26 protein-coding genes, 1 tRNA gene and 1 pseudogene are annotated in these 23919 nt (G+C 44.9%); 20 read left to right on the top strand and 8 right to left on the bottom strand.

The window, feature by feature from the left end:
- Positions 1-96 precede the first annotated feature (96 nt).
- The 3 genes from ACK28X_RS02800 (at position 97) to ACK28X_RS02790 (ending at position 2349) form a co-directional block, all read left to right on the top strand.
- Positions 97-789, top strand: a complete 693-nt coding sequence (locus ACK28X_RS02800; protein ID WP_412058143.1) for a glutathione S-transferase family protein — start codon at positions 97-99, stop codon at positions 787-789.
- 133 nt (positions 790-922) lie between these two features.
- Entirely contained in the window at positions 923-1723 is an 801-nt protein-coding gene (gene dapB, locus ACK28X_RS02795) for a 4-hydroxy-tetrahydrodipicolinate reductase (RefSeq protein WP_412058142.1), read from the top strand.
- 8 nt (positions 1724-1731) lie between these two features.
- Positions 1732-2349, top strand: coding sequence for a 2,3-bisphosphoglycerate-dependent phosphoglycerate mutase (locus tag ACK28X_RS02790; RefSeq protein ID WP_412058141.1), 618 nt, complete (start codon positions 1732-1734; stop codon positions 2347-2349).
- Positions 2350-2441: 92 nt separating this feature from the next.
- Here the strand turns inward: ACK28X_RS02790 and ACK28X_RS02785 are convergent, their stop codons facing one another.
- The 4 genes from ACK28X_RS02785 to ACK28X_RS02770 all read right to left on the bottom strand — a co-directional run bounded on the left by ACK28X_RS02785 (position 2442) and on the right by ACK28X_RS02770 (position 5600).
- Positions 2442-3236: an outer membrane protein gene (locus tag ACK28X_RS02785; protein ID WP_412058140.1), complete on the bottom strand. Its 795-nt coding sequence runs from the start codon at positions 3234-3236 to the stop codon at positions 2442-2444.
- A gap of 397 nt (positions 3237-3633) precedes the next feature.
- Positions 3634-3718, bottom strand: a tRNA-Leu gene (locus ACK28X_RS02780).
- 220 nt (positions 3719-3938) lie between these two features.
- Entirely contained in the window at positions 3939-4982 is a 1044-nt protein-coding gene (locus ACK28X_RS02775) for an outer membrane protein (protein WP_412058139.1), read from the bottom strand.
- A gap of 342 nt (positions 4983-5324) precedes the next feature.
- On the bottom strand, positions 5325-5600 hold the full coding sequence (locus ACK28X_RS02770) for a hypothetical protein (RefSeq protein WP_412058138.1): 276 nt from the start codon (positions 5598-5600) through the stop codon (positions 5325-5327).
- Positions 5601-5666: 66 nt separating this feature from the next.
- Here ACK28X_RS02770 and ACK28X_RS02765 point away from each other — a divergent pair, with 66 nt between their 5' ends.
- A complete protein-coding gene (locus ACK28X_RS02765) occupies positions 5667-6698 on the top strand; it encodes a DUF3792 domain-containing protein (RefSeq protein WP_412058137.1) in 1032 nt (343 codons plus the stop codon).
- 66 nt (positions 6699-6764) lie between these two features.
- Here the strand turns inward: ACK28X_RS02765 and ACK28X_RS02760 are convergent, their stop codons facing one another.
- Entirely contained in the window at positions 6765-7538 is a 774-nt protein-coding gene (locus tag ACK28X_RS02760) for a S24 family peptidase (RefSeq protein ID WP_412058136.1), read from the bottom strand.
- A gap of 247 nt (positions 7539-7785) precedes the next feature.
- Here ACK28X_RS02760 and ACK28X_RS02755 point away from each other — a divergent pair, with 247 nt between their 5' ends.
- From ACK28X_RS02755 to ACK28X_RS02690, 14 genes and pseudogenes are all read left to right on the top strand, one after another.
- A complete protein-coding gene (locus ACK28X_RS02755) occupies positions 7786-8385 on the top strand; it encodes a hypothetical protein (protein ID WP_412058135.1) in 600 nt (199 codons plus the stop codon).
- A gap of 147 nt (positions 8386-8532) precedes the next feature.
- Positions 8533-8859 carry a hypothetical protein gene (locus ACK28X_RS02750; protein ID WP_412058134.1) on the top strand — a complete coding sequence of 109 codons (327 nt, stop codon included), beginning with the start codon at positions 8533-8535 and terminating at the stop codon, positions 8857-8859.
- A gap of 82 nt (positions 8860-8941) precedes the next feature.
- The gene (locus ACK28X_RS02745) at positions 8942-10282 is read left to right on the top strand and encodes a PBSX family phage terminase large subunit (RefSeq protein ID WP_412058133.1); all 1341 of its coding nucleotides are present in this window, start codon (positions 8942-8944) and stop codon (positions 10280-10282) included.
- 1 nt (position 10283) lies between these two features.
- Positions 10284-12019: pseudogene (locus ACK28X_RS02740) on the top strand (portal protein).
- Between the two features lie 54 nt (positions 12020-12073).
- Positions 12074-13075, top strand: a complete 1002-nt coding sequence (locus tag ACK28X_RS02735; RefSeq protein ID WP_412058132.1) for a hypothetical protein — start codon at positions 12074-12076, stop codon at positions 13073-13075.
- A 96-nt stretch (positions 13076-13171) separates the two neighbouring features.
- Entirely contained in the window at positions 13172-13303 is a 132-nt protein-coding gene (locus ACK28X_RS02730; protein WP_412058131.1) for a hypothetical protein, read from the top strand.
- Positions 13304-13338: 35 nt separating this feature from the next.
- Positions 13339-14457, top strand: coding sequence for a N4-gp56 family major capsid protein (locus ACK28X_RS02725; RefSeq protein WP_412058130.1), 1119 nt, complete (start codon positions 13339-13341; stop codon positions 14455-14457).
- A gap of 130 nt (positions 14458-14587) precedes the next feature.
- A complete protein-coding gene (locus tag ACK28X_RS02720) occupies positions 14588-15295 on the top strand; it encodes a hypothetical protein (protein ID WP_412058129.1) in 708 nt (235 codons plus the stop codon).
- A 12-nt stretch (positions 15296-15307) separates the two neighbouring features.
- Positions 15308-16774: a hypothetical protein gene (locus tag ACK28X_RS02715; RefSeq protein ID WP_412058128.1), complete on the top strand. Its 1467-nt coding sequence runs from the start codon at positions 15308-15310 to the stop codon at positions 16772-16774.
- Positions 16771-17226, top strand: coding sequence for a hypothetical protein (locus ACK28X_RS02710; protein ID WP_412058127.1), 456 nt, complete (start codon positions 16771-16773; stop codon positions 17224-17226). Before ACK28X_RS02715 ends, ACK28X_RS02710 begins: the two co-directional genes overlap by 4 nt.
- Positions 17201-18016: a hypothetical protein gene (locus ACK28X_RS02705; RefSeq protein WP_412058126.1), complete on the top strand. Its 816-nt coding sequence runs from the start codon at positions 17201-17203 to the stop codon at positions 18014-18016. The genes ACK28X_RS02710 and ACK28X_RS02705 overlap by 26 nt, the downstream gene beginning before the upstream one ends.
- Positions 18017-18079: 63 nt before the next feature.
- Positions 18080-19027: a phage tail protein gene (locus tag ACK28X_RS02700; RefSeq protein WP_412058125.1), complete on the top strand. Its 948-nt coding sequence runs from the start codon at positions 18080-18082 to the stop codon at positions 19025-19027.
- 2 nt (positions 19028-19029) lie between these two features.
- Entirely contained in the window at positions 19030-19239 is a 210-nt protein-coding gene (locus tag ACK28X_RS02695; protein WP_412058124.1) for a hypothetical protein, read from the top strand.
- A 63-nt stretch (positions 19240-19302) separates the two neighbouring features.
- A complete protein-coding gene (locus tag ACK28X_RS02690) occupies positions 19303-19593 on the top strand; it encodes a hypothetical protein (RefSeq protein ID WP_412058123.1) in 291 nt (96 codons plus the stop codon).
- Between the two features lie 50 nt (positions 19594-19643).
- Here ACK28X_RS02690 and ACK28X_RS02685 read toward each other — a convergent pair whose 3' ends face one another.
- Complete coding sequence (locus ACK28X_RS02685; protein WP_412058122.1) at positions 19644-20162, bottom strand: DUF6693 family protein; 519 nt, start codon at positions 20160-20162, stop codon at positions 19644-19646.
- Between the two features lie 38 nt (positions 20163-20200).
- Positions 20201-20632, bottom strand: a complete 432-nt coding sequence (locus ACK28X_RS02680; protein WP_412058121.1) for an Lrp/AsnC family transcriptional regulator — start codon at positions 20630-20632, stop codon at positions 20201-20203.
- A gap of 285 nt (positions 20633-20917) precedes the next feature.
- Between ACK28X_RS02680 and rocF the strand changes: the two genes are divergently transcribed.
- A complete protein-coding gene (rocF, locus tag ACK28X_RS02675; protein WP_412058120.1) occupies positions 20918-21835 on the top strand; it encodes an arginase in 918 nt (305 codons plus the stop codon).
- Between the two features lie 52 nt (positions 21836-21887).
- Positions 21888-22964, top strand: a complete 1077-nt coding sequence (locus ACK28X_RS02670) for an ornithine cyclodeaminase (protein WP_412058119.1) — start codon at positions 21888-21890, stop codon at positions 22962-22964.
- Here ACK28X_RS02670 and ACK28X_RS02665 read toward each other — a convergent pair whose 3' ends face one another.
- Complete coding sequence (locus ACK28X_RS02665) at positions 22965-23825, bottom strand: NAD(P)-dependent oxidoreductase (protein WP_412058118.1); 861 nt, start codon at positions 23823-23825, stop codon at positions 22965-22967.
- Between the last annotated feature and the right edge of the window lie 94 nt (positions 23826-23919).

The raw sequence follows: 23919 nt of genomic DNA, 5'->3' as shown, positions 1-23919 counted from the left end.
TGCCCACATCCTAACCTATGTGTGATTTTAAGCTGTAGTTAAGCTTCTTTTGGCATAAGAGATTAAGTGAAATCATAGATCAAATGGCTTTAAACGATGCTGACGCTCTTCCATTATCCCATGTCTTCTCCTTCTCGCTTTATTCGGCTGCTTCTTCACGAATATGATCTTCATGCGCATCTACTTGAAGAATATGAATGGGCGCGGCGGCGTGAATTTTTGGCGCTTAATCCAGCGGGGCATCTGCCGGTTTTGCTAGCAGAGCGAGAGGTACCCTTAGCAGGAGCTTTGGTAATTTATGAATATTTAGATGAAACGCGGGGTGTTCTACGACAGGAACAGAGACTTTTCTCAGAAAACCCCTTAGAGCGCGCCGAAGTCCGGCGCCTTGTTGACTGGTTTTTATATAAATTTGAAAGTGAAGTCACGCGACCCATTGTACGCGAAAGAATTTACAAACGCGAAATGCCCCTCGCCATTGGTGGCGGAGCACCTGATTCTCAGATTCTGCGCCACGCACGCGCTAATATTCGCCCCCATTTGAAGTATCTTAATTGGCTGGCAGCATCCCGCGATTGGTTGGCTGGCAAAAGACTTTCTTACGCCGACTTCGCTGCCGCCGCTGCCCTTTCTGTCCTTGACTTTATGGGGGAAGTAGAATGGAATGACTATAATGCTCTACGCGAGTGGTATATGCGATTAAAATCGCGTCCTAGCTTTCGCCCCCTTCTTTCTGACCGTATTCGCGGCCTCGCCCCAAGCAATCATTATACTGATCTAGATTTTTAATAATTATGACAATGCCTTATAGCAAAACTTTTTTATCTCAAGATGAGGGTTGTTAATTAACTTATCCAAACAGGAAAATGCGCTTTAAACATAGCGGCAAATTCTCTAGCCGCTGGATCAGAAAGGAAGAGCAATGCGAATTGCGATTATGGGTGCCAATGGACAAATGGGACGCGCCCTTTTAAAAGCCGCTACCGCAAATGGGTTCACAATTAGCGCTGCAGTCGTAAGAACAGGCACAGCCCTTGTCGGTGAAGACATATCTCTTCTAGTCGGTAGCGCGCAAACAGGGGTTTTAATTAGTGATGACCCCTTAGAAGCGATTTTGCAAAGTGATGCGGTTATTGACTTCACCACCCCAGCGTTGAGTCTGACTTATGCTGCTTATGCCGCCCAAGCACGCATTGCCCATATTATTGGTACTACCGGTTTTACCACTGCACAAGAATTAGAAATTGCCGCCGCAGCCCGCCATAGCCCTATCGTAAAATCGGGAAATATGAGCCTTGGTGTCAACCTTTTGGCGGGGCTTGTTAGACAGGCTGCCGCCTTACTTGGTCCAAATGAGTTTGATATTGAAATTTATGAAATGCACCACCGACGCAAAGTGGATGCACCATCTGGGACCGCGCTCCTTTTAGGTGAAGCAGCGGCACATGGCCGCGGAACAAATTTAACCGCAATCAAAACTGAAAGCGCGAAAGGGATACGCCTTAGCGGAGCCATTGGGTTTAGTAGCGCACGAGGAGGAACGGTGGTTGGTGATCATAGCGTAACCTTTGCCGGAGAAAATGAGAGACTTATCCTTTCTCACTTTGCTCAAGATCGCGCTATTTTCGCTAAGGGGGCGCTATACGCAGCCCGTTGGGCTGAAAAACAAAAGCCTGGACTTTACACAATGATGGATGTTCTTAATTTAAACGACAAACCCTAGGAGGCGCTATGTCCCGTATTCTTGTACTGGTTCGCCACGGACAGAGCCAATGGAATTTGAACAATCTATTTACTGGCTGGCGCGACCCCGACTTGACACAAAAAGGTCACGAAGAGGCCAAAAGCGCTGGACAAAAACTGCACGCTTTGGGTCTTAGATTTGATGTAGCTTTTACCTCCATGCTACAAAGAGCTCAAACCACTTGCACCCATATTTTAACACAAATGGGCCAAGAAGACCTTAACCCTATTAAAGATATAGCGCTCAATGAACGCGATTATGGCGCCCTATCTGGGCTTAATAAGGATGACGCCCGTAAAAAATGGGGGGAAAAGCAAGTACACATTTGGCGCCGCTCCTATACCACGGCTCCGCCTGAAGGCGAAAGCTTACGCGATACAGGGGCGCGGGTGTGGCCTTATTATCTTCATACCATTCAGCCACATCTTTTACGCAATAAAACTGTTTTGGTAGCCGCCCATGGCAACTCTTTACGCGCCCTTATTATGGCCCTAGAAGGGATGACACCAGAACAAATCATGGAAAAAGAGATAGCAACGGGCGTGCCGCTTATCTATCGCCTACATGCTGATTCAACAATCCAAAATAAACAATTGCTCACTTAAAAAGGCTTTTTAAGATGCCTAACACACAAAAATAACCCCGGCCCGTCAAAAAGGACCGGGGTTAAGCCTAAATAATGGAAGTGTGGTCGGTTTTAAAACTTAAAGGCAACACCCACGCGAACATCGTTACTACTATAAGTAAAATCGCGCCCAAATGTATCTTTATCTAATTTTTGTTTGCTAAAACCATTGTAGCGATATTCAAGCCGCACAAGAGAATTTTTGCTAAGCGCATAATCAAAACCAGCGCCCAGCGTATAACCAACTAAAGTTTGACTAAGATCAGGACCAGCGCCGCTGTCTGGCTCAGCGTAGTCATCAAAGGTCTTTTGTTTTTCATCTAAGCGTGTATATGCTACACCTCCAGCAATATAGGGCAAGAGCCGATCTGCTGCGAAACCCAAACGAACGCGTGTCGCCCCAAGCCATTTTTGTTGTACCGTGATATCTTCATTCAAGTAAAAGGGCTCAGGTGGAGGCGCTTGATCAGGAGCTGTCGGTAGCGCAAATTTCCTATTAGCCTGCCCCTTAGCTTGAGAAAAGCCCCAATCGGTTTCTACACCAAAAACGAGACCGTTATTGGAAACGACATTATATCCCGCAAAAACTCCACCAAGAAAGCCATTTACTTTTGTAGAAAAGTTCCCAGTTGGTGCAGGCAAACCCCCACCGTCAAGAGAAAACTGACCCCAGCCATTTGCTAATTCTGCTCCTAAATAAAAGCCCGCCCATGAAAAGGCAGATTCAGCAGGCACTTGCGGTGGCACAATAACCGCTGGCCTAGATGGCGTAACAGGTACAATCACATCAGCAGCATCGGCTGTTTGTGCTGAAACAGCCAAAACCATTGCCATGGTTGATGCACCAATAAAATATTTCAATCGCATAATATACTCCCTTGTAAAATGCACAATGCGTACACTTGTAAACAAGTAGGGCGCTTGAACTTAATGGTAGTTGCTAAAACACAACAGTTGGAAATAATTAGATAACAACTTAGTATTAAAAAGATAATCGATATGGCAAGTTGTTTCACGGAGACATTAAAAATCTGCCCATGGCTTACGCGAATTAGCGATAATGCAGGTGGTAAACTCAGAAACAACTATTGCCCAACCGAAAGCTATTTTTGATAGACCAATGGTAATATGGCATCTCGTTATATCGAAAACCCTAGCAGCCGAATAACCCTTGAAGCGATAAAAAATAAAGGATAATCTCAAAAAAGGCTAAAGCCCGGACAATTCCCAAATTTTTCACTAAGCGTTTGATTTTATTGGCGCTTGGTGCCCAGAAGAGGACTCGAACCTCCACACCTTGCGGCACAGGTACCTGAAACCTGCGCGTCTACCAATTCCGCCATCTGGGCAATATTTATTTATTAAGCAAGAGGTAAGCATCTGTCAATTGACTTGACAAAATTACATAAATCTCAATGTCGCCTGCCATGCTAAGAACAAAGAGCGAAAGCAAAAAAAGAGCCGCTATGCAAAAAGCCCCATGAAAACCATGGGGCTTTTACATAGCTACTAAGATCTATCATACACAGACCAAAGAAAGCGAATGTTTTTCATCCTACCTAGGTAGAATTAGAATTTAAAGGCTACGCCTACACGAACGTCTTGGTTTTGACTTCCGTATTTAACCTTAGTATCAGCTTTTGTGAAGTTAAATTCTTTATCACCAAAATCTGTGTAGCGGTATTCAGCCCGTAACAACACGTTATCAGCAACGGCAAAGTCTACACCACCACCGATGCTAAATCCAACCAAGGTGTTTGAAACGCCACTATCTGTTGCATCCGCTGTTACATATTTATCCTGCAAGCCGGCATCTTTGCGGGCATCTGCAGCTGACTTAGGGTCAGCTCCTGCACCTGGACCAGCAACAGCTTCATCATGCGCTTTAGCATCTGCGGTTACGGATGTGTAAGCAATACCACCAGCAATGTAAGGCATAATGCGATCTACTGCGAACCCGAGACGTACACGCGTTGCCCCAGCCCATTGTTGAGTAAAGTCAGCGCCACCTTTTTTGGTAGCTTTGAGAACACGAGAAACATCAGCCTCCGCGGAATCCTTTGCCTTCTTATCTTTACCATTAAGGTAGTTCTCTAAACTCGTTTTATCAGCTTCTGGAAGAACAAATTTATCAACAACTGCCTTAGCTTCCTTATCTTTAAATTTATAATTATCTGTTACATCCTTTGGCGCAAATGCTACAGAGTTTTTCCCTGCTTGTCCTATAGTTAAATCTGTTTCAACACCAAAGATAAGACCGCTGCCTAAGTCAACGTTATAGCCAGCGAATGCGCCGCCAAAAATATTGCTAGAAGCAGACTTGTCATCGTTTGTCTTGTCTTTATCAGCCTGTAAATTATTATTGTTATTGCCTTTATTGCCTTCGTCCTTCTTGGCATCGGTTTTGACACCACTTTCATCACTAAATTTCATCCCTCCTTGAACACCAAGGTAAAATCCTTCCCATGAAAAAGCAGGCGCCTCAATCACTTGGCTAGGTTGTACTTTTAAAGGTGCTATTGCGGGGGCTGGAGCAACAATATCAGCTGCATAAACTGAAGAAGCGCTAACTAACGCGGCTACAGAAACAGAAAGAGCGGTAATAAGTCTCATATTTATATCCTGACTGCTAATCAATTATTGATACAATACTACGTACATCATTTTAAAAAAGAAAGCTGTAATAAAAATGCAACATAAAAAAAATTTGGAAAATATTATAAGTTTGATTCAGGGATTACAAAAAGCTGTTGGTATAATAGTGAAATAATTTAACTTTGGAAAACCACATCCATTACGCTATGACATAGATAAAGATACTAAAAAATAAAATAAAACAATATGTTATAAACTTTCTCCTTAAATCAATTTATAACCAGAATGTTATCATTTTCATAGAAAGCTTTTATTAACTCTATTTCCTTCTTCCTGAACAGTATCTTCGATACAAGCTATTTATAGCATTACAAACGAATTAAACCTCGTGCGCCAAACCCGATGTTCGCTAAAAAGCGTTTGCCCACTCCACATTAAAACACACAAGCAGCTTATCATCAAAAAAGCTTCAAAACCATGCGATTTAAGTAACCATTTAGCAATAAAAAGATCGCCACGAATTTGCCAAAATCCATTAAAATTAATATATTTTAGCCATTTTAGCGGCGCTTTTCCGCCTTTAACGGATATAGGGTAATAAATTCTGCCCATAATTGGAACATAAATTTTTCTCAAGCGTTCTATTGTACGGGTCAGCTGATGGCTAAGAGCGGCCCAAAGTCATCTATTAGGAGACAAAGCATGGAACGAACGCATATTACCCGATTCTATGAAGCTATGTCTTGGTCCGCTGTCTTTGCGGGTCTCGTTACGGCGCTTTCTGTAGCAATCACCTTTTCTTTTCTTGTCATGGCGTTAGGGTTATGGCAAGTCGATCTTTATTCTTCTTCGCCCTTTTCAGGCGTTTTCACATCTATGGGTCTAGGCTCAGCAATTGTACTCGTTTTGGGGCTGGCGGCTGGCGGCTTTGTTGCGGGTCGCTTAGCGGGGCGTGCGGGTGTTATCCACGGCTTTTTGGCTTGGGCGCTCTTCATGCTAATTGTCACTATTCAAACATCCATGTTGCTTTCTTCCGCCGCCCATTTAGGAGCGAAAACTGTTTCAAGCGCAGCATCAGCCGCTGGTAGCGCTGTAAGCGGTCTGGCAGGAACTGCTGGAGATGCCCTTTCTACCTTGGGTGAATCGGCTGCGCAGATCTTTCGTGATAGGGATGGTAACGCTATTGATTTAGATAAATTGCGTGGCGATTTACGCAATGCTTTAGCGCAGAGTGATTCCCCTGCTCTCAACCCTGATTATTTGCAACAACAATATAATTGGGCAAAAGATGAGATCACCGACGCCGCAAAAGCCATGGCTAATGAACCTTCAAACTACCAAACCATTTTAAAAAATCTTGCGCAAAAACTCAAAAACCGTGCCAGTATAGTTAGCAAAAATATTGACCGCGACGATGTGATTAACGGCCTTGTTAACAACGGAATGGACCGTGCTCAAGCAGAAAAAACCGCTGATCGCGCCATTAACCTTTACCAAAGCGCTGACAAGAACATTAAATATGCCTTAAACCAATTTTCAGATAAAACTGACCAATTGGCCGCAGGTATCCATAATGCTGCGGAAAGCGCCCGTGACACAGCTGACCAAGCGGTTTCCACCGCCAGCAGTATTAGCTGGTGGGGCTTTATAGCTAGCCTTATTGGCGCGCTTGTTAGTACTATAGCTGGCTATTTTGGCCAAGAAAGCCGTCGGCAAGTTTCAACCCTCGCCTAATCTAAGGTAACTAAAAATTTAAGCGGCCCTTTGGGCCGCTTTATTATTGCAATCGCAGTAAAAATACTACCCTTGAGGAGCCGTACCCGCCAGAGCAATATAATGAACCGATACAACCCTTGCATGGGGAAAGCGCAATTGTTTGACTGGATTAAACTGCTCCAGCACCAGTTCTTTAGCATTATGGCTAACAAAACGCTTTACATAAGCGTGAGGCGCAGAATGTTCATCTATCAAAATTTGTGCCACAACATAATCACCACGCACAACGCGGCGCTTTGGATCAACATAAACGATTTCACGGTCACTATAGCGAGGCTCCATCGAATCACCACTAACTTCCACGCCATAAGCGCCGTTAGTAGATGATAATTGCGGCGGACACAGAGCACTATATAAAAAATTGCCATTTAGGATGAACTGCCCATCCTCACCCGCCACCGCCTGCCCATAAACGGGAATCATAGCAGTTTGATTGAAATTTACAGGCCCCAAAAAAGACCCGTTAGCTGGCTCAGAAAAATTATGAGATAAACACGCCTCTACCCCCTGCGGTATGGCTCCCTTTTGTGTAAGTGCAATTCGCTCAATGCTTCTGTTCTCTGTTCGGCCCGCCGACGCAGCACGAGCGTCTTCTTGGATATATACCATTAATTCACGTATATCCATGCGCAGAGCGCGAGACAACAAGTCTAATTTATCAGGCCTGAAGGTTTTTTTGCGTCCCACCAAAAAATCACGAATAAACCCACGTTCAAGTCCCACCTGAACTGCGGCTTCTACGGGGCCCATCCCCGCAATCCTTAAACGCTCTTCAATAATTTTCTTTAATTTACCCATGACCCTTCACAAAATTTTACCCAAAAGTGCAATAGTTGTAAATTTACGCTTGAATAGTTGTATTTTTCTGCGTATATTTCCAACTATGGGACAGTTGTTAGCTCTACCATAGCTATTTTTGCTTCTGCATACAAGCTGTATAAATCAATAGAAAGCTATGTATAGCTTCATGCAAGCAGTATTTTTTCTTTCTTAGAAAGGATATTTCCAACCAATGATCTTTGGCCCCATTATATAGGAGTTTATCATGAGGCAGTCACCTCGCACCGCTGTTATAAAACAAATCAGAAAACGCCGCGGCCGCCCCCGTATTGAAGGAAAAACACGTGAGCCTAACGGCCGCATTTCGCGCGCTAAAGCGCAAAGAGAGCCTATTGATCTTCTAGCCATTAAAATGCGAGCCAAGCATCATAGTCTCTCCTTAGTAGATGCCAAAAACCCGCTTGCCGCAACCTATATTGGTCGCCTCTACCTTAAGGGCTATGAAGAGGGGATAAGTCAAAATCAATATGACGCCGCTCAAAAGTATATGGCTCTTTATCAGCAATATTTGCGTGCTAAGGGCTTGCCTGGTGCCCACTATGAAAATACTGGTTGTCCCGTTGATGAAGCCACACATTTAGCTCTTATTAAACAAACAGAAAAGAAATGGAAAGCCGCACGAGACTGTTTGCGAGACGCGCAGTTTGATAACCCTGGAGAAAATATTTACGCCGCCATTCAATATCTTATCTTAGAGGATCGTACCCTACCGCATCTTTTAGGACCCTTACGCATTGCGCTTAATCATCTTCACCGCCATTTTTTCTTGACAGAAGCTACGTCAAAAATATTAAGTGACCATTAGATCATGACTGGAACTGTGTTCAAATTTGACGCAAAAACCAAGATGCATCGGAAGTTTACTTATTTCACCCCTCCCCGCCTTTCTTAACATTTAGCAATAGATAAGCGGGGCAAATGATTAATAACTTTATAAGGATCAAAACTTTGCATGGCAAAAAGCCCTTTAGCGGCAGTCCGCCCGCAAAAACAGCAAGAAGATCAACCAGTACGAAAAATAAAATCGCGAAGCAAAAGCTACCCTACTCCGCTCCTTTTATCCGCTCTATTACAAGCCGCCACACATGCGGGTGATGAATTAGGCTCTGAGGGCTTGGTTTCTTATCTTAAGCACCAAGCCCTAAAGAACCCTAATCCCTTTATGACTTTATTAGGGAAAGCTCTACCTTATCAAGCAGAAGAAGATAAAGCTGATAATAGCAAAATTGAAAAGATTGAACTGATCCCCCTCTGCCCCCATGAAATAAAAAACCCTTAATATCTTGCTTGTACACATAAAGCAAAGCGGGGAAGCTACCTATTTGTAGACGCAAATTTTGCCCTCTCTTCAAGAGGCTTTCATGAGTATTGTCCAAATTGCCCTTATACCAAAATTGCTTCCCCTTTTTTCTGGGCGTGCCGATGTTCGCGTAGCTTGGGGGGGGCGTGGTTCAGGGAAAACGCGCTCTTTCGCTTTAATGAGCGCTGTAAAAGCTTATCAATACGGCAAGGCGGGTCTGCGCGGCACAATTTTATGTGCCCGTCAATTTCAAAATTCTTTGGAAGAAAGTTCGCTTTCGGAAATCAAACACGCCATTAGAGCCCATAGCTTCTTGTATAAATATTTTGAGATAGGAGAAAAATACATTCGTTCTCGCGATGGGCGCATTTCTTATAGTTTTATTGGTCTTGACCGCAATATCGCGAGTGTCAAATCCATGGGACAGATCCTTTTATGCTGGGTAGATGAAGCAGAGCCCGTGAGTGAGCGGGCTTGGTCAACCTTAATCCCCACCTTGCGCGAAGAAGGTGAGGATTGGAACGCTGAATTATGGGTCACATGGAACCCTTTGCGCAAAAACGCCGCTGTGGAAAAACGCTTTCGCGCTTCACAAAACCCAAATATCAAAAAAGCCGAGATCAATTGGCGCGACAACCCTTGCTTTCCGCAAAAACTTGAACGCGATCGCCGCGCTGATCTGCTTGAGCGCCCTGATCACTACCCCCATATTTGGGAAGGGGACTACCTTAACATTCATGAAGGTGCCTATTATGCCCGTCATCTCGAAGAAACGCGCCAAAATGGCCATATTGGCCCTTTGGAAGCCGAGCCCTTTTTACCCATACGCGCCTTTTGGGATATTGGTGGCACAGGGGCGCGGGCTGACGCCACCAGCATATGGATTGCTCAATTTGTAGGTAAAGAAATTCGTGTACTCAATTATTATGAAGCCCAGGGACAGCCCCTAGCAAGCCATGTCGCGTGGCTAAAAGATAATAATTATCATGAAGCTATAATGATTTTACCTCATGACGGTGCTACGCGCGATCGGGTTCATGATGTGAGTTTTGAAAGCGCCTTACGAACGGCAGGCTTTGAAGTAGAGATTATTGCTAACCAAGGGCTAGGAGCAGCAAAATTACGGATTGAGGCCGTACGAAGACTTTTCCCTGCTTTTCGCTTCCATGAAGCCAATACAAAAGCAGGGCGGGATGCTTTGGCCTATTACCACGAAAAACGCGACAAAGAGCGCGATATAGGCTTAGGCCCTGAACATGACTGGTCAAGCCATGCCGCCGATAGTTTTGGTCTTTTAGCAATTGCCTACGAACAACCAAATTTGGGTGATGCATCACAGCCACCGCCGCGCAAAAGATATGCAAAACACGCTTCTTCAACAACATCTTGGATGGCAGAATAAAATGAAACAAACAGATAATCTCGACAATTTAGCACAAACGCTGATTAGCTGGTTCCAAGAAGATATCAACCATGTAAGTGAATGGCGGCAAAGTGCGCGCGAAGACTATGCGTTTTATAATGGTGACCAATGGGATGAAGCAGATCTGCGCCTTCTGCGTGATCAAAAGCGCCCTGTTATGACCTTCAACCGTATTGCAATGCTGTCATCGGCTCTGAACGCAATAATAAGCGCCGTGTGCAATTTGTCCCCCGTAGTATAGGAGAAGCCGAAGCCAGCGAGCTTCTGACTGGAGCGGCCGAATGGTTTAGAGATCAAGCCGATGCAGAATATGAAGATTCCGAAGCATTTACCGATACAGTTATTTGCGGCATGGGGTGGACAGATACGCGGCTTGATTACGAAAATAACCCCGATGGGGAGCCCGTAATCGCTCGCCTTGACCCGCTTAAGATGGTTTGGGATAGTTCCGCTATCAAACCAAATTTGGTCGATGCTAACCGCCTTTGGTATATTGATGAAAAACCGCTAGAAGTAGCACGAGAAATGTTTCCTAACCACCATTGGTCAGAGCTTGACGCCTATTGGGCCAAAAATATCAATGGGGATTATCAAAGTGCTTACGAAGCGAATGTTAGCGATGCGGAATACAGTTTAAACATGCGACGCCGTATGGTTACCTTAGTAGAATGTCGCTGGTTTGAACGTGAACCCTATTTTAAAGGTCGCGATCCTCAAACAGGCGAAATACGCGAATACAGCGAAACAGAATATCAATACGCCCTTGAAAAGGCTCCTCACCTGCAAGCCGTGCGCCTTACCCGTAAAAGCGTACGCCGCGCTTTTTTAGGCAAAAGTCTCCTAGCTCCTCCCGATAAGCCGTTAGTGCCCTTTGGTCAACTGGGTTGGGAATGTATAACGGGTTATTTTGATAAAGGTAAAAAACTATATTATGGCATTGTCCGCCCCACCAAAGACCCCCAACGCTGGGCGAACAAATATTTCAGTCAAGTTATGTACCTCCTCAATAGCCAATCTAAAGGCGGAATCATGGCCGAACGCGGCGCATTTGATGATGACCGTCAAGCTGAAACCAGCTGGGCCCGCGCTGATACTATCACTTGGACAAAATCTGGTGCCGTTACCAGCGGTCGTATCCAACCAAAACCTACGGCACAATTCCCAGTTGGATTTTTCCAACTATTTAATGAAGCTAAGGAAGCAATATGGCAATCAACAGGGCTATCGCCCGAATTTGTTGGTAACCGTGAAGTTAACCAACCTGGGGTTTTAGAAGAACAGCGGCGGCAATCATCGCTTAATCTTTTAGCCACTTTATTTGACTCTTTGCGTCGCTATCGTAAACGTCAAGGTCAGATAATGCTTTATCTGATTCAAAACTACCTCTCCGACGGGCGACTTATCCATATTGTAGGTCAAGATAAGAAGCGCTATGTACCGCTTGTACGGGAAGATTTAGCCAATAGTGCTTATGATATTATCGTTGATGACGCACCAACAAGTCCCAATGAAAAAGAGCGTAATTTTGAAATTATCAACCAAATATTACCTCTGTTTAAAGACTATATGACCCCGGAAATGAGCTTGGATATCTTGCGTTATTCCCCTCTGCCTGCCTCCATAGTAGATCGCTGGATTCAAAAATTTCAACAAGCCAAAACAACACAAACCCAGCTACCGATAGACGCTGAGCCGCTTAACACACGCAATAGCTAAGCCGTAATGGATCACGCTTAATCTACAAAACACAACACTACATCAGGAATAATCATGGATAAAGAACCTACCTATACCCAAGAAGAACAAGACTATCTTGCAGCTCAAGGCCTTGAGATAGAAGCAAATTCGCAAACAACCTCCACCAAAACGAGCGATGAAAATGCGATAGACCCTACATCCGCGTCAGAAAATAAAAACGAAAATGAACCAAAAAGAAACCGCATGGTTCCACATGCTGCCCTGCATGAAGAACGCAGTGAACGCAAAAAAGCGCAATCTGAAGCCGCCATGGCTAAGGCTGCTTTAGCGCGGCTCGAAGAACGCTTCCGCCTTGCCCAAAGCTTGAATTTTAGCTCCACCTCCGCGGAATCACCGCCAGAAAATCGCAACCGCGACTTTACCGTCACAAGCCAAAATAGTACCTCTATCTCTGATCCCATGCCTGACCCCGAGCAAGACTTTTTCGGATATACCAAATGGATGGGGCGGCAGTTAGCCGAACAGCGCCGCCTAACAGCAGAAAACTTGGCTCAACAACAAGCCCAGCAACAAGCTGAAAGCTTGAGCGCTTATTTCCAGCAATCAGTTACAGAAGCCAAAAACCAATGGCCTGATTTTGATGAAGCAGCCAATTTCCTTTATCATCAGCGTAGCCAACAACTAGCAGCTTTAGGTAGTGCCTACCCACGATTCCAAGATCAAAACCAAATTGATTATCATATCGCCCAAGAACTCAAAGATCTCATAAACGAAGCAGCGCATAATGCCATTAACCCCGCGCAATTGCTTTACGATTTTGCCATCCGAGCTGGTTATAAAGGCTCCTCACAAAATCACCAAAATGACAAAGTTCTTGAAGATAGGGAGGATAGCACGCTCGCTCATTTTGAAGCGCGCCATAATGCCGCTAAAACCCTTTCCTCTCTCAATGGCGCCCCAGCTCTTGAACCTTTGTCCTTAGAAGCCCTTGATAGAATGAGTGATAATGAGTTCGCTCTTTGGATTAGTGATCCCCGAAACGAAAAAATTTTTCAAAAGCTAATGGGCGGATAGATCCTTTTTGCAATAAGTAAGCCGTGCCTGAACTGCTAGTAATTACGGTGCGTGCATTGCAATAGAGACCCAAAATCAAGCATTATCCCTCTAAATATGTTACGAACTTCGCCCCTCGCAGCGTTAAGCGAGGCGGTGCCTCCCGTTATGAGGCAAGCCTTTGGCTACGCTGGGAAGCGTTACTCTCCCCGTCCCCTGCCGGTCGCAGGGCTGCGCTCGCGGCGTTAAGCGAACTTTTTCCCAAACCAAATTAGGAGGCCAATATGGCTATCACAACCATTAGTGTCAACGACGCCCTAGCGGTTCGTTCATGGTCAAAAAAACTAGCTGCAGAAGTTTCTAAAGCAACGGCAATCGCTCCGTTAATCGGCGTTGGTAGCAATCATATTTTACAGCTGAAAGACGAAACGCAAAAGTCGGCAGGCGATAATGTTAGCTTCGGACTACGCGCCCAATTGATTGGCGAAGGTGTATCAGAAGGAATGAACCTTGAAGGTAGGGAAGAAGCCCTCACCACCCTATCTGACCAAGTACGTATTAATGAATTAGCTCACGCCGTACGCGTTAAAAATGAAGGTACTATAGATCAGCAGCGGGCGCTTTTTAATCTGCGTGTTGAAGCCAAAGATGGGCTTGTTGATTGGTATAGCGATCGTTTATCCTTGATGTTCTTCACTCATATGTGTGGCTATACTTCGAAGACAATGAATTTTGAAGGCCAAGATATCATTCTCAAACCGGTGCATTATGGCTTCAATGAACCGACAGCCCCTAGCAAAGAACGGCATATCATTGCGGGTAACAAAACAAGTGAAGAAGATCTCACCCCTGATGATGCATTTAATCTTTCTCTCATTGACAAAGCCGTAGAGCGCGCAAAATTAGCTAACCCCAAAATCCGCCCCGTTCGGGTAGAGGGCGAAAGTGTCTATGTACTCTACCTACACCCTACCCAGGTCACCGCCTTACGCACAAATACAAATGCCGGCCAATGGCTTGATATTACCAAAGCAGCTTATAGCGGCTCACGCTCCAAAAATCCTATTTTTGATGGGTCGCTCGGTATGTACAACGGGGTGGTTCTGCGTGAAGCAGAACACATAACCGTAGGGGTAGGAATAAAATTCCCCTATAACTCTCTTAGACATACGCGTCGGGCTGTATTACTAGGCGCCCAAGCGGGGGTCGTTGCCTTTGGACGTGATAGCGGCCCCACCCGTTATCGATTAGTAGAAGAGCTTTTTGATTATGAGCGCGAATTGGGGGTTGCTGCTAAGACTTTGATCGGAATGAAAAAAACCGTTTTCAAATCAACAAAGAGCTCCCTCGCTGCCCAAGATTTCGCCACAATTGTTATAAGCACTTACGCCGCACCGCTCTAAAAGCTGTGATCTCAACCATGTCGTTTCCATAGGGAAATGACATGGTTTCTCTCGCATATTTTGCAGCTTTGCACACTTTCCGCCTTAAGAATAGCATCTCTTTTAGCGATCCGCCCAATAAGAGGCAATCATGACAGAAAATATACCCCGCCCCCCGAGCAGCAACCTAAAGGATCCCTATCTTGAGTTTAAGGATCTTATAAATATTCTTAAAGATGAGATAGATGATATAAATGGCAACTATGAAAAACAAATTGAGCGTTATATATCTGATGCTATACGTTTTTGCGCCCGTGAGCCCTTTTATTTTAATGAAAGCCGCGACGTTTTTTTCATCGCATACCCTGGGCAAGATTGGTATGGACGGATTGATGAGCCCAATATAGCTGATGCCGTTGCCATTACCCACCTTTATCTGCAAACAAGCCAAGGAAACCACTTACTTGATCACAAAACCAATGAAGAACTAGAACTTCTTGGCGATAGCAATCCCTATATCGGTCCACACCCTGCAAATCAGAAGGGCGCCCCGCGCGCATATTGCGTTTTTAACCAAAAAATACGTCTCTATCCAACACCCGATACCTATTATAGAATCCGTCTTGTCATGGCACCGCGCCGCTTTACTGTGACAAACTCAGCTATTGCCAGCCCATGGCTTACAGAAGCTTCAGGACTAATCAAAGCGCGGGCCAAATACGAAATCTATAAAAACATCTTCAAAGATCCAGATCTCGCCGCTAGCGCTTATAGCGACTTCCAAGAAGAATTAAAGGCACTAATCCAAGAAACCTCGCGTCGCAAAGGACGTGAATCTATTACTCCAACCTTATTTTAGCAGGATAGGGATATGAGTTTTTTACCCATAGCTGAATATCGGCCGGATGTGGCCACCGCCAACACTAATTTTAGCGATGATATCCGCAATGTTTTGCCAGCTGATGGGAGCTATATTCCCATGCCCGGCTTAACTCCCCTATCCGCGCCCATACCAGAAGCGCACTTGAACTCTTTTGCAACCCGCACCTTAACTGGGGCGACTTTATTTTTCGCTGGTACGCCCGAAAAACTTTATCTCTTAGATAATACAGGCTTAGCATGGCGCGATGTGAGCAGAGAAGACACCCCCTACTCTGCCAATAATGAGGCACCGTGGTCCTTTGCTGCTTTTGGCAATTATATCATCGCTGTCAATAAAAACGATAGTCCCCAAATTTATCAAGTAGGTGCTTCCACCCGCTTTGAAAAACTAAAGGGCAACCCCCCACGCGCTGGCATCGTAAAAATCTGGGGGGATTTTGTCTGCCTGATGCAGCTTACTGATAAACCTAACCGCGTCTGGTGGTCAGGGCTCAATAATATTGAATGGTGGACACCAGGCCAGTATAATTGCGATTATCAAGACTTCCCTGAAGGTGGCATAGTGCAAGGAGCCATGGATGCCACCAATCCAGTTATCTTTTTGCAATCAGCGATTTATCGCGCCACCTTTATCCCTGGCTCTGACATCATCTTCAGCTTTCAAAAGATCCATACAAAACGTGGCGCGCGCTCATCCACCTCTATCGCTGGCCGTGGAAACATGGCCTTTTATGCCGACCAAGGCGGTTTTTTCCAAATTGATACCAACGGCACAATTAACTCCATCGGTTTTGAAAAGGTAGACCGTACAGTATTTAATCAACTCAATGCTAATACCCTATCAACCCTTTCAGCAGTGATCGACCCTTTCTATAACCGTGTCTATTGGGCGTGTGATTATGATGGCAACGGCACCGTGGGAGAGATCCTCGTTTATGATTGGGGGTTAGAGAAATGGTCGTCCATTCACGTGAATATTTTAGCAATCCTTCCCTTCTATACTTTAGGAAAGACCTTAGAATCCCTTGACGAAGTTTCTCCAAGTTTGGACGATCTTCCCTATTCACTTGATAGCAAAGCTTGGCAAGGTGGCGCCCCCCTCTTAGGAGCCATTGACCTTGATAACAAGCTTTGCAGTTTTACCGATCTGCCGCTTGAAGCCACACTTTCTTCGCCAGAAATACGCGCACCCAATGGAGCCATAACACGCCTACACACAGTTTACCCTGAATGTGATAGCGATGTTGTTCTAATTTCTATAGGCACGCGCCGCCTTAATAATACATCTTGCCCGATCTTATGGTCACAAGACTATAGGCCATCCCCCATGACCGGGCGGGTTTTATTGCACGCACGTGCACGCTATCACAAAGTGCGTGTCCGCATTCCCCCTCGCCATAAATGGAGCCACATTTCTGGCTTTGACATCCAAACCCGAAAATCGGGGATAAGATGAGTTATTCCATACACTTAACACACAACTGGCCGTCCGCGCGCCTCGCACCCTATGAAAGCGCCATCAGCGCAGCTATGGCGCGGCTTGCCGCCCGCTTTCCCGATGATATTAGCCCCATTTATATCGCCCAAGAACTTCTAAGCGGCCAACGGCAATTATGGCTTGTTTTAAACGAAAATGATGATTTTGTTGCCTTTCTCACAAGCCATATAGAAACAACCGCTCGCGGCCGCAAAAGGCTTTTTCTCTTAGAGTTAGCAGGCTATGGCGGGCTTAAATTAGTAAAACTTCTTTCAACCATAGAAAGCTGGGCACAAAGCCAAGCCATTGATGAAATTATCGCAACTGGCCGTTGGGGCTGGTCTAAAGCTATGCGAGGTCAAGGCTTTTGTCCTGATCTTATCCATTATAAAAAGGAGATTTCTCATGGGAAGCCGTCAAAAAGGCAGTGAAACCAAAACGAACCAAACCCAAAAATACGACCCGCCCGATTGGGCGCAAGGTGCTTTTCAACGTGCAGCCAAAGATGCAATAAATGCTTATAATCGCGGTGCAGGCGCCAATCCCTACCCCGGACAGTGGGTGCCTGATTTAAGTGATCAAACAAAGCGCGGGATTGATGCCGTCAACAAAGGGGTACAGCAATATGATAATAGCCATCTCAACCATTTATCCCAAGATCCCACAGCCAGTAGCGCTAATTTAGGCGGTCTCGCTTCTGGTGGTGGAGTCGGCGGAAATAAAAATTTTAATGACGCTTTACAAAACGCCCTTGATAAGGCAGCCACCCATATCAATAGTTCTCTTAGCGGAGCCGGGCGCTATGGATCTGGTGCTCAAAACGCTATTTTATCTGACCGCTTGGGCAAGATCACCAGCGATGCTTTGTCCAACCAATATAACCAAGATATCAACCACATGCTTGACGCTAACCGACAAATCGATCAAAGCAATCAAAACCAGCTAAATAGCAGCACCAATTTCTTTCGCGGCCAAAGTGATGCCGCTCGCACCGCTTTGGATGCTGGGGGAGCTGTAGATCGCAACAATCAAGCTAAAGCTGATGCTGAGCGGGATCGCTGGAATACAAAAGATAATAGCGATTGGAATCGTCTCAAAGCCTTTCTTGATGCTGCTCGGGGCGCAGCTGGTTCTTATGGAACCCGCACCACCCAAAGTACCACCAATAAAACCCCTGGCTTTTGGGATATATTTGATAAATTTATCAATCCAAAACGTTAGCTATAGATTTCAACCCATTTAACAACCTCTTCTCTTTAAAGAAAGCCAAAACGAGGAATTCTAATGAGTTCAATTTATGATTGGTCTCCCACAGCGGACCGCAATGCCAATGCTGATTCCATCATCAATTGGGAAGAAGGACAAAAACCTAGCACAGTGAATGATTCTGCTAGGGCGATGATGCAACGCATTCGCGAATATATCAGTGATCAGGGCGGCATAGCCATAAGCACAGGCACCGCACAAAAGATCACCCTTAATGCCCATTCTCCCGTCACCACCTATATAGATGGCATCAGTATTCGCTTTCGCGCAGCCTTCACCAATCAAGCGGATACGACGCTTAATTTAAATAGAGGGGGAGAAAAAAAGCTCTATAAAGCAGATACTTCAGGCGCTCAAACCCTTAAAGGTGGAGAAATACAAACTGGCTGCCTTTATGAAGTGGTTTATAATGAAAGCCTTGATAATGGTAAAGGCGGTTGGTTCTTAATGAATGCCACACCCCTACAACAACAACCTGCTATTCCTCCAGGCTATATCGGCCACTTTGCGATGCCATACACGCCATCTGGTTGGCTACCTTGTGACGGAAGATCCTATAGTCGCTTTGAATATAGCGCGCTTTTTAACGCGATCGGTACAATATGGGGGCAAGGCCCTGGAAACTTCTTTAAGGTTCCGGATTTTCGCGGCATTTTTCTCCGCGGGTGGGATAACAATCGTGGCATAGATCCAGGTCGCAATTTCGGAACCTATCAAGAAAGCGCAAATAAAACCCATACCCACATAATAAGTATTAAAAAGGGGGGAGAGCATAGACACTATCTCCCCTATAGCGGTGCAGTACGAACTGGAAACGGCCCATACACAACGGTAAACTCAGAAGGCACCCCTCACGATTCCACAGGCTTTGCGGGCGAACATACCCACGAGGCCACCGCGCAAGCGGACGGTATAAATGAATCGCGCCCTGGCAACTATAATTGCCTTTTTGCTATTAAGGCCTGATCATGCCCACAGATGACACTCCCTTCGCTATTTCTGGTATTAGTGACCCAAAAAAGATCAGAGTTTTGCTATATGCCAATGATCAACTTGCCCATGTGCCACTTTTATCACTTACTAAAACCTTACAAATGGAAATAGATGAGATAAAGAAAAAGATTGATGCCCTTAAAGAAGAAATAAAAGAGATCAACAATCACATAATCCCTAAATAAATCTACGTTGCCAAATAGTTCTTCTGGCCCGCCTGCCCCTTCCTCTATTCTCGTGAGAATGCTATGCTTTCCCCTCCCTCTTCGAAAATCCTTTTCTTCATTATTCCTTTTATTTTCATCCTTTTTGCTACTTTTACAGGCGGCTTTTTTTATGGCCACACAGTAGAACGCAACCACAGCCTGCAAAAAACTATAAAAGCCTTTGAAACCCGTACGCATCTTGATGAAAACACGCAAAATCTTGACCCATTTAACCTATGCCGCGCGCTTGGTGGATCTATAGAACCGTGCCGCAAACTTATGCAAGACCTCAAAGAGGCCGCCAGAACCCCCACCCTCGACCAAAAGCAATAGGGGCTCTGGAAGATCACACAACGTCTGTATCCTTTTAAGAGCATCTCGCCCTATTCATCATCATAGAATACCATGCTCGTGTGTTCCATCAACTTTTGCGTGAAATAATATCGGTATAAGAAACCCGCTAAGAAAAATGTAAAAAGGAATAAAAAGAACCAAAGAAGCGCAAAACCGAATATATTCGAAAAAGGACATTCACAACGCAGAGCGCCTACACGCTTATTAGAACCATCATAAATATAAGTTTTATTAAGCGTAAAGCGTGTCCTATAAAACTCGGCAATTATAACTACTATGATCAATAATATTAAAATTAATATATAAAATATAATCGCTAATGTAATGGCCTGCTCAGGGTAAATATAAAAAAAAATTATTAGCACAATATAGATAAAAAGCTCTGTGAGAAAAAAGCCTCCTAAAACAATACACGTAATAAGTAAGGTGTCCAATAAAACTTCACCAAAGCCTAATGAAGATTCGAAACGATAAACCTTCCCTTTAGTCGGCCCTTGCTTTGTGAAAGATGGCACCGTCTCTCCCTCAGCTGTTTTTTCTATATTCATAAAAATCTCCTGTAGAAAAATAAAAAGATTACTTTATATTATAGTGTTTTCGCACGTTGGGTTGTTAAAAGCAAATGAGTTTCGCTTGCTATTATATTTGGTATGAGGCGTATGCGACGTAAAATATCGTCAAATTCAATAATAGTCTGCACGCCAAGCTCAAGAATCAGATCAAATCGTCCATTAGTTGTATGAATCGCTTGCACTTCTGGCCACCCCGATAATTGGCTAGCAATACGCTCAGCATTATGGCGATCTACAGCAATCATCGCAATGCCACGGATTGGATCGCTATCCATATCAGCGTGTGTGATCACGCTATAACCTAGGATAAACCGGTTTTTTTCAAGCTTAGATAAACGCGCACGCACGGTGGCGCGTGCCACGCCCAATTCCAGCGCTAAGTCCGAAATACTACGGCGTGCATCCACTCGTAAAAGCTGCAAAAGCTTTTGATCCACAACATCCATATTACCCCTGCGCACTTGGCCTCCATTCACGCTTCCATTGCACACATCCTAGGCGGAAATCATTATGCATGTCTTAATCCTCTGACTAAGCTTTCTATCAAAACAGCCCTATATATTTAAGTCGTACACATTATGCCATAATAGAGAAAATATAAAGTTTCATTTACCAAATTGGCGAGGAATATATACTTTCTGAACAAAATGGCGGCTTTTTATTGCCATTAAATACCTCTATAAAATAAGAGAGAAATGCGATGGGTTTGAATAAAAATAAAGGTTGATGTCATGGATATTCGTTTGATTGGGGTGCCGCTTCAAGATGGATCGCGGCGGTTAGGTTGCGAGATGGGTCCCAGTGCCTATCGTGCCGCTAAATTAGACAAAACACTATGCGCACTTAATCACACGGTGACAGATATCGGTAATTTAAGCCCTAAAAATAGTAGCGAAGCCACACATACAAACCCAAAACTTCACCACCTACCCCAAATATGCGATTGGCTTGAAACCATTGCCGAAGCCGCCTATCACGAATCATCACGAGGATTCCCTATATTTATGGGGGGTGACCATGCTATGTCTGCGGGCACCGTTGCAGGGCTTAAACGCTATGCTGATGAATTAGGACAACCGCTTTTTATTCTTTGGCTTGATGCCCACAGTGATTATCATACCCTAGAAAGCACCAAGAGCGGCAATATTCATGGAACGCCCGTGGCTTACTTTACAGGAAAAAGCGGTTTCGGCCCCTTTCCTAAAATGGCATCGCCGGTACCAGAAAATCATGTTTGCCTTTTCGGTATTCGCAGCGTTGACCATGATGAAAAAATGGCTTTGAACCAAGCAAGTATCCAAGTATGTGACATGCGCAAAGTGGACGAATATGGCATAAGCACCCTTATTGCTCGCTTCTTAGAACGCGTTGCTGCTGCCAAAGGTCGCCTCCATGTGAGCCTTGATGTTGATTTCCTGGATCCTTCCATTGCCCCTGCAGTAGGTACCACAGTACCTGGAGGAGCCAATTTTCGCGAAGCACATCTTATTATGGAAATGATCTATGATAGTGGCTTAGCTACTAGTTTGGACTTAGCCGAACTCAACCCCTTTTTAGACGAACGCGGCAAAACCGCCATATTAATGAGCGATCTCACCGCCAGCCTTTTGGGTCGTCAAGTGATTGGCCGCGCCACCAAAAGCTATTGAGCATTATTCATATAAGTAACCACCATTTCAAAACCCTATTGAGAGATTAAGTATGATAGATCTTCATAAACGCAATATTGTGCCTTTTGTCAGCGTTGATATGATGATGCGTTTAGTCTTAACCATTGGAGTGGAGCGCTTTTTAAAAGAATTGGCGCATACAATTGAAGAAGATTTTGCGCGCTGGGAATCCTTTGATAAAACGCCGCGTATTGCTTCTCATTCTCCCAATGGAGTAATTGAGCTTATGCCTACCAGCGATCACTCTCTTTATAGTTTCAAATATGTAAACGGCCACCCTAAAAATATGAAAAGAGGTTTGCAAACGGTAGCAGCCTTTGGGCTTTTGGCTTATGTAGATAATGGGTACCCTATTTTGCTAAGTGAGATGACAATCCTCACCGCTTTGCGTACCGCGGCCACTTCGGCGCTCGCTGGCCGCTATTTAGCTCCCAAAGGGGCTCATACTATGGCGATTATTGGAAATGGAGCGCAGTCCGAATTTCAAGCTTTAGCGTTTAAAGCCCTGCTGGGTATCACTAGCTTACGTCTTTATGACATTGATAAAACAGCTACAGAAAAATGCGCCCATAACCTCACCAATCACGGTTTTACCCTTACGATGTGCTCAAGTACTGAAGAAGCTGTTTTAGGAGCCCAAATCATCACCACCACTACAGCAGATAAGCAATGTAACACCATCCTTACAGATAACAATGTCGGGCAAGGAATCCATATCAATGCGGTAGGAGGTGATTGTCCTGGAAAGACAGAGCTTCACAAAGACATCCTTTTACGTAGCGATATTTTTGTTGAATACCCGCCACAAACCCGTATTGAAGGCGAAATCCAGCAATTGCCTAAGGACTACCCTGTAACCGAATTATGGCAAGTTATCGCTGGTAAAGCCACAGGCCGTGAAAACGCACAGCAAACTACCTTGTTTGATTCTGTGGGATTTGCCACTGAAGACTTTTCTGCTCTACGTTATGTCCATAACCAAATAAACGCAGGCGACTTTTATACGGAATTGGATATGATTGCCGACCCTGACGAGCCGCGCGACCTCTTTGGTATGCTCATGCGCGCCGAGAAAAACCTCTACAAAACGCCCCACCCAACTAGATAACTAGAGGCGTCGAATGAGGCTCGACGTATCTTGACGGTTACCCCCTATGGCTTGAATATCGCTATAAAATTGATCAATCAAAGCGGTCACGGGCAAGCGAGCACCATTTTTCTTGGCCTCATCCAGACATATGCCTAAGTCTTTACGCATCCAATCCACGGCAAAACCATAATTAAATTCTCCTTTCAGCATAGAAGCGCCTCGGTTATCCATTTGCCACGAGCCAGCGGCACCCTTACTAATCACAGTAAGAACCGACTCCATATTTAAGCCCGCCTTTTGGCCAAACGCTATCCCTTCAGCCAGCCCTTGTAAAACACCGGCCAAACAGATTTGATTAACCATCTTACACAATTGACCCGCTCCAGCGGCACCTAATAAACGCATTAATATGGCATAATGAGAGATGATAGGCGAAATTTTTTCATAATGCTGCATGTCTCCACCACACATAACGGTAAGCCGACCACTTTCAGCCCCCGCCTGGCCACCAGAAACAGGAGCATCAATAAAACCAAAGCCCAAAGCTTGCGCCTCGGCCGCTAAAGTACGTGCAAGGGTGGCAGAAGTGGTGGTATGATCCACAAATACTGCTTCCTTTGCCATGCTCGCAAATGCCCCATCCTCACCCAGAGTAACAGCCAACACATCATCATCATTACCGACACAAGAAAAAACGACCGCCACATCTCGTGCTGCCTCAGCAGGCGTTGGCGCCATTTCCCCCCCATATTCAGAACACCATTTTTTTGCTTTGCTGGTTGTCCGATTATATACACGAACATGATAGCCTGCTTTCTGCAAATGACCAGCCATTGGGTAGCCCATCACCCCAAGCCCTAAAAATGCAATATTTTCCATGCTATGCTTGCTCCTATCAAACCACGCCCGTCGCTCATCTTATCACGGTAAGACCATAAAAACAAAAACACTTTAAGGAAAAATAAAAAAGGAC

The sequence above is a fragment of the Bartonella sp. DGB2 genome (genome assembly GCF_046843095.1).
GTDB lineage: Bacteria > Pseudomonadota > Alphaproteobacteria > Rhizobiales > Rhizobiaceae > Bartonella.
This window is presented reverse-complemented; position numbering and strand designations above follow the sequence as displayed.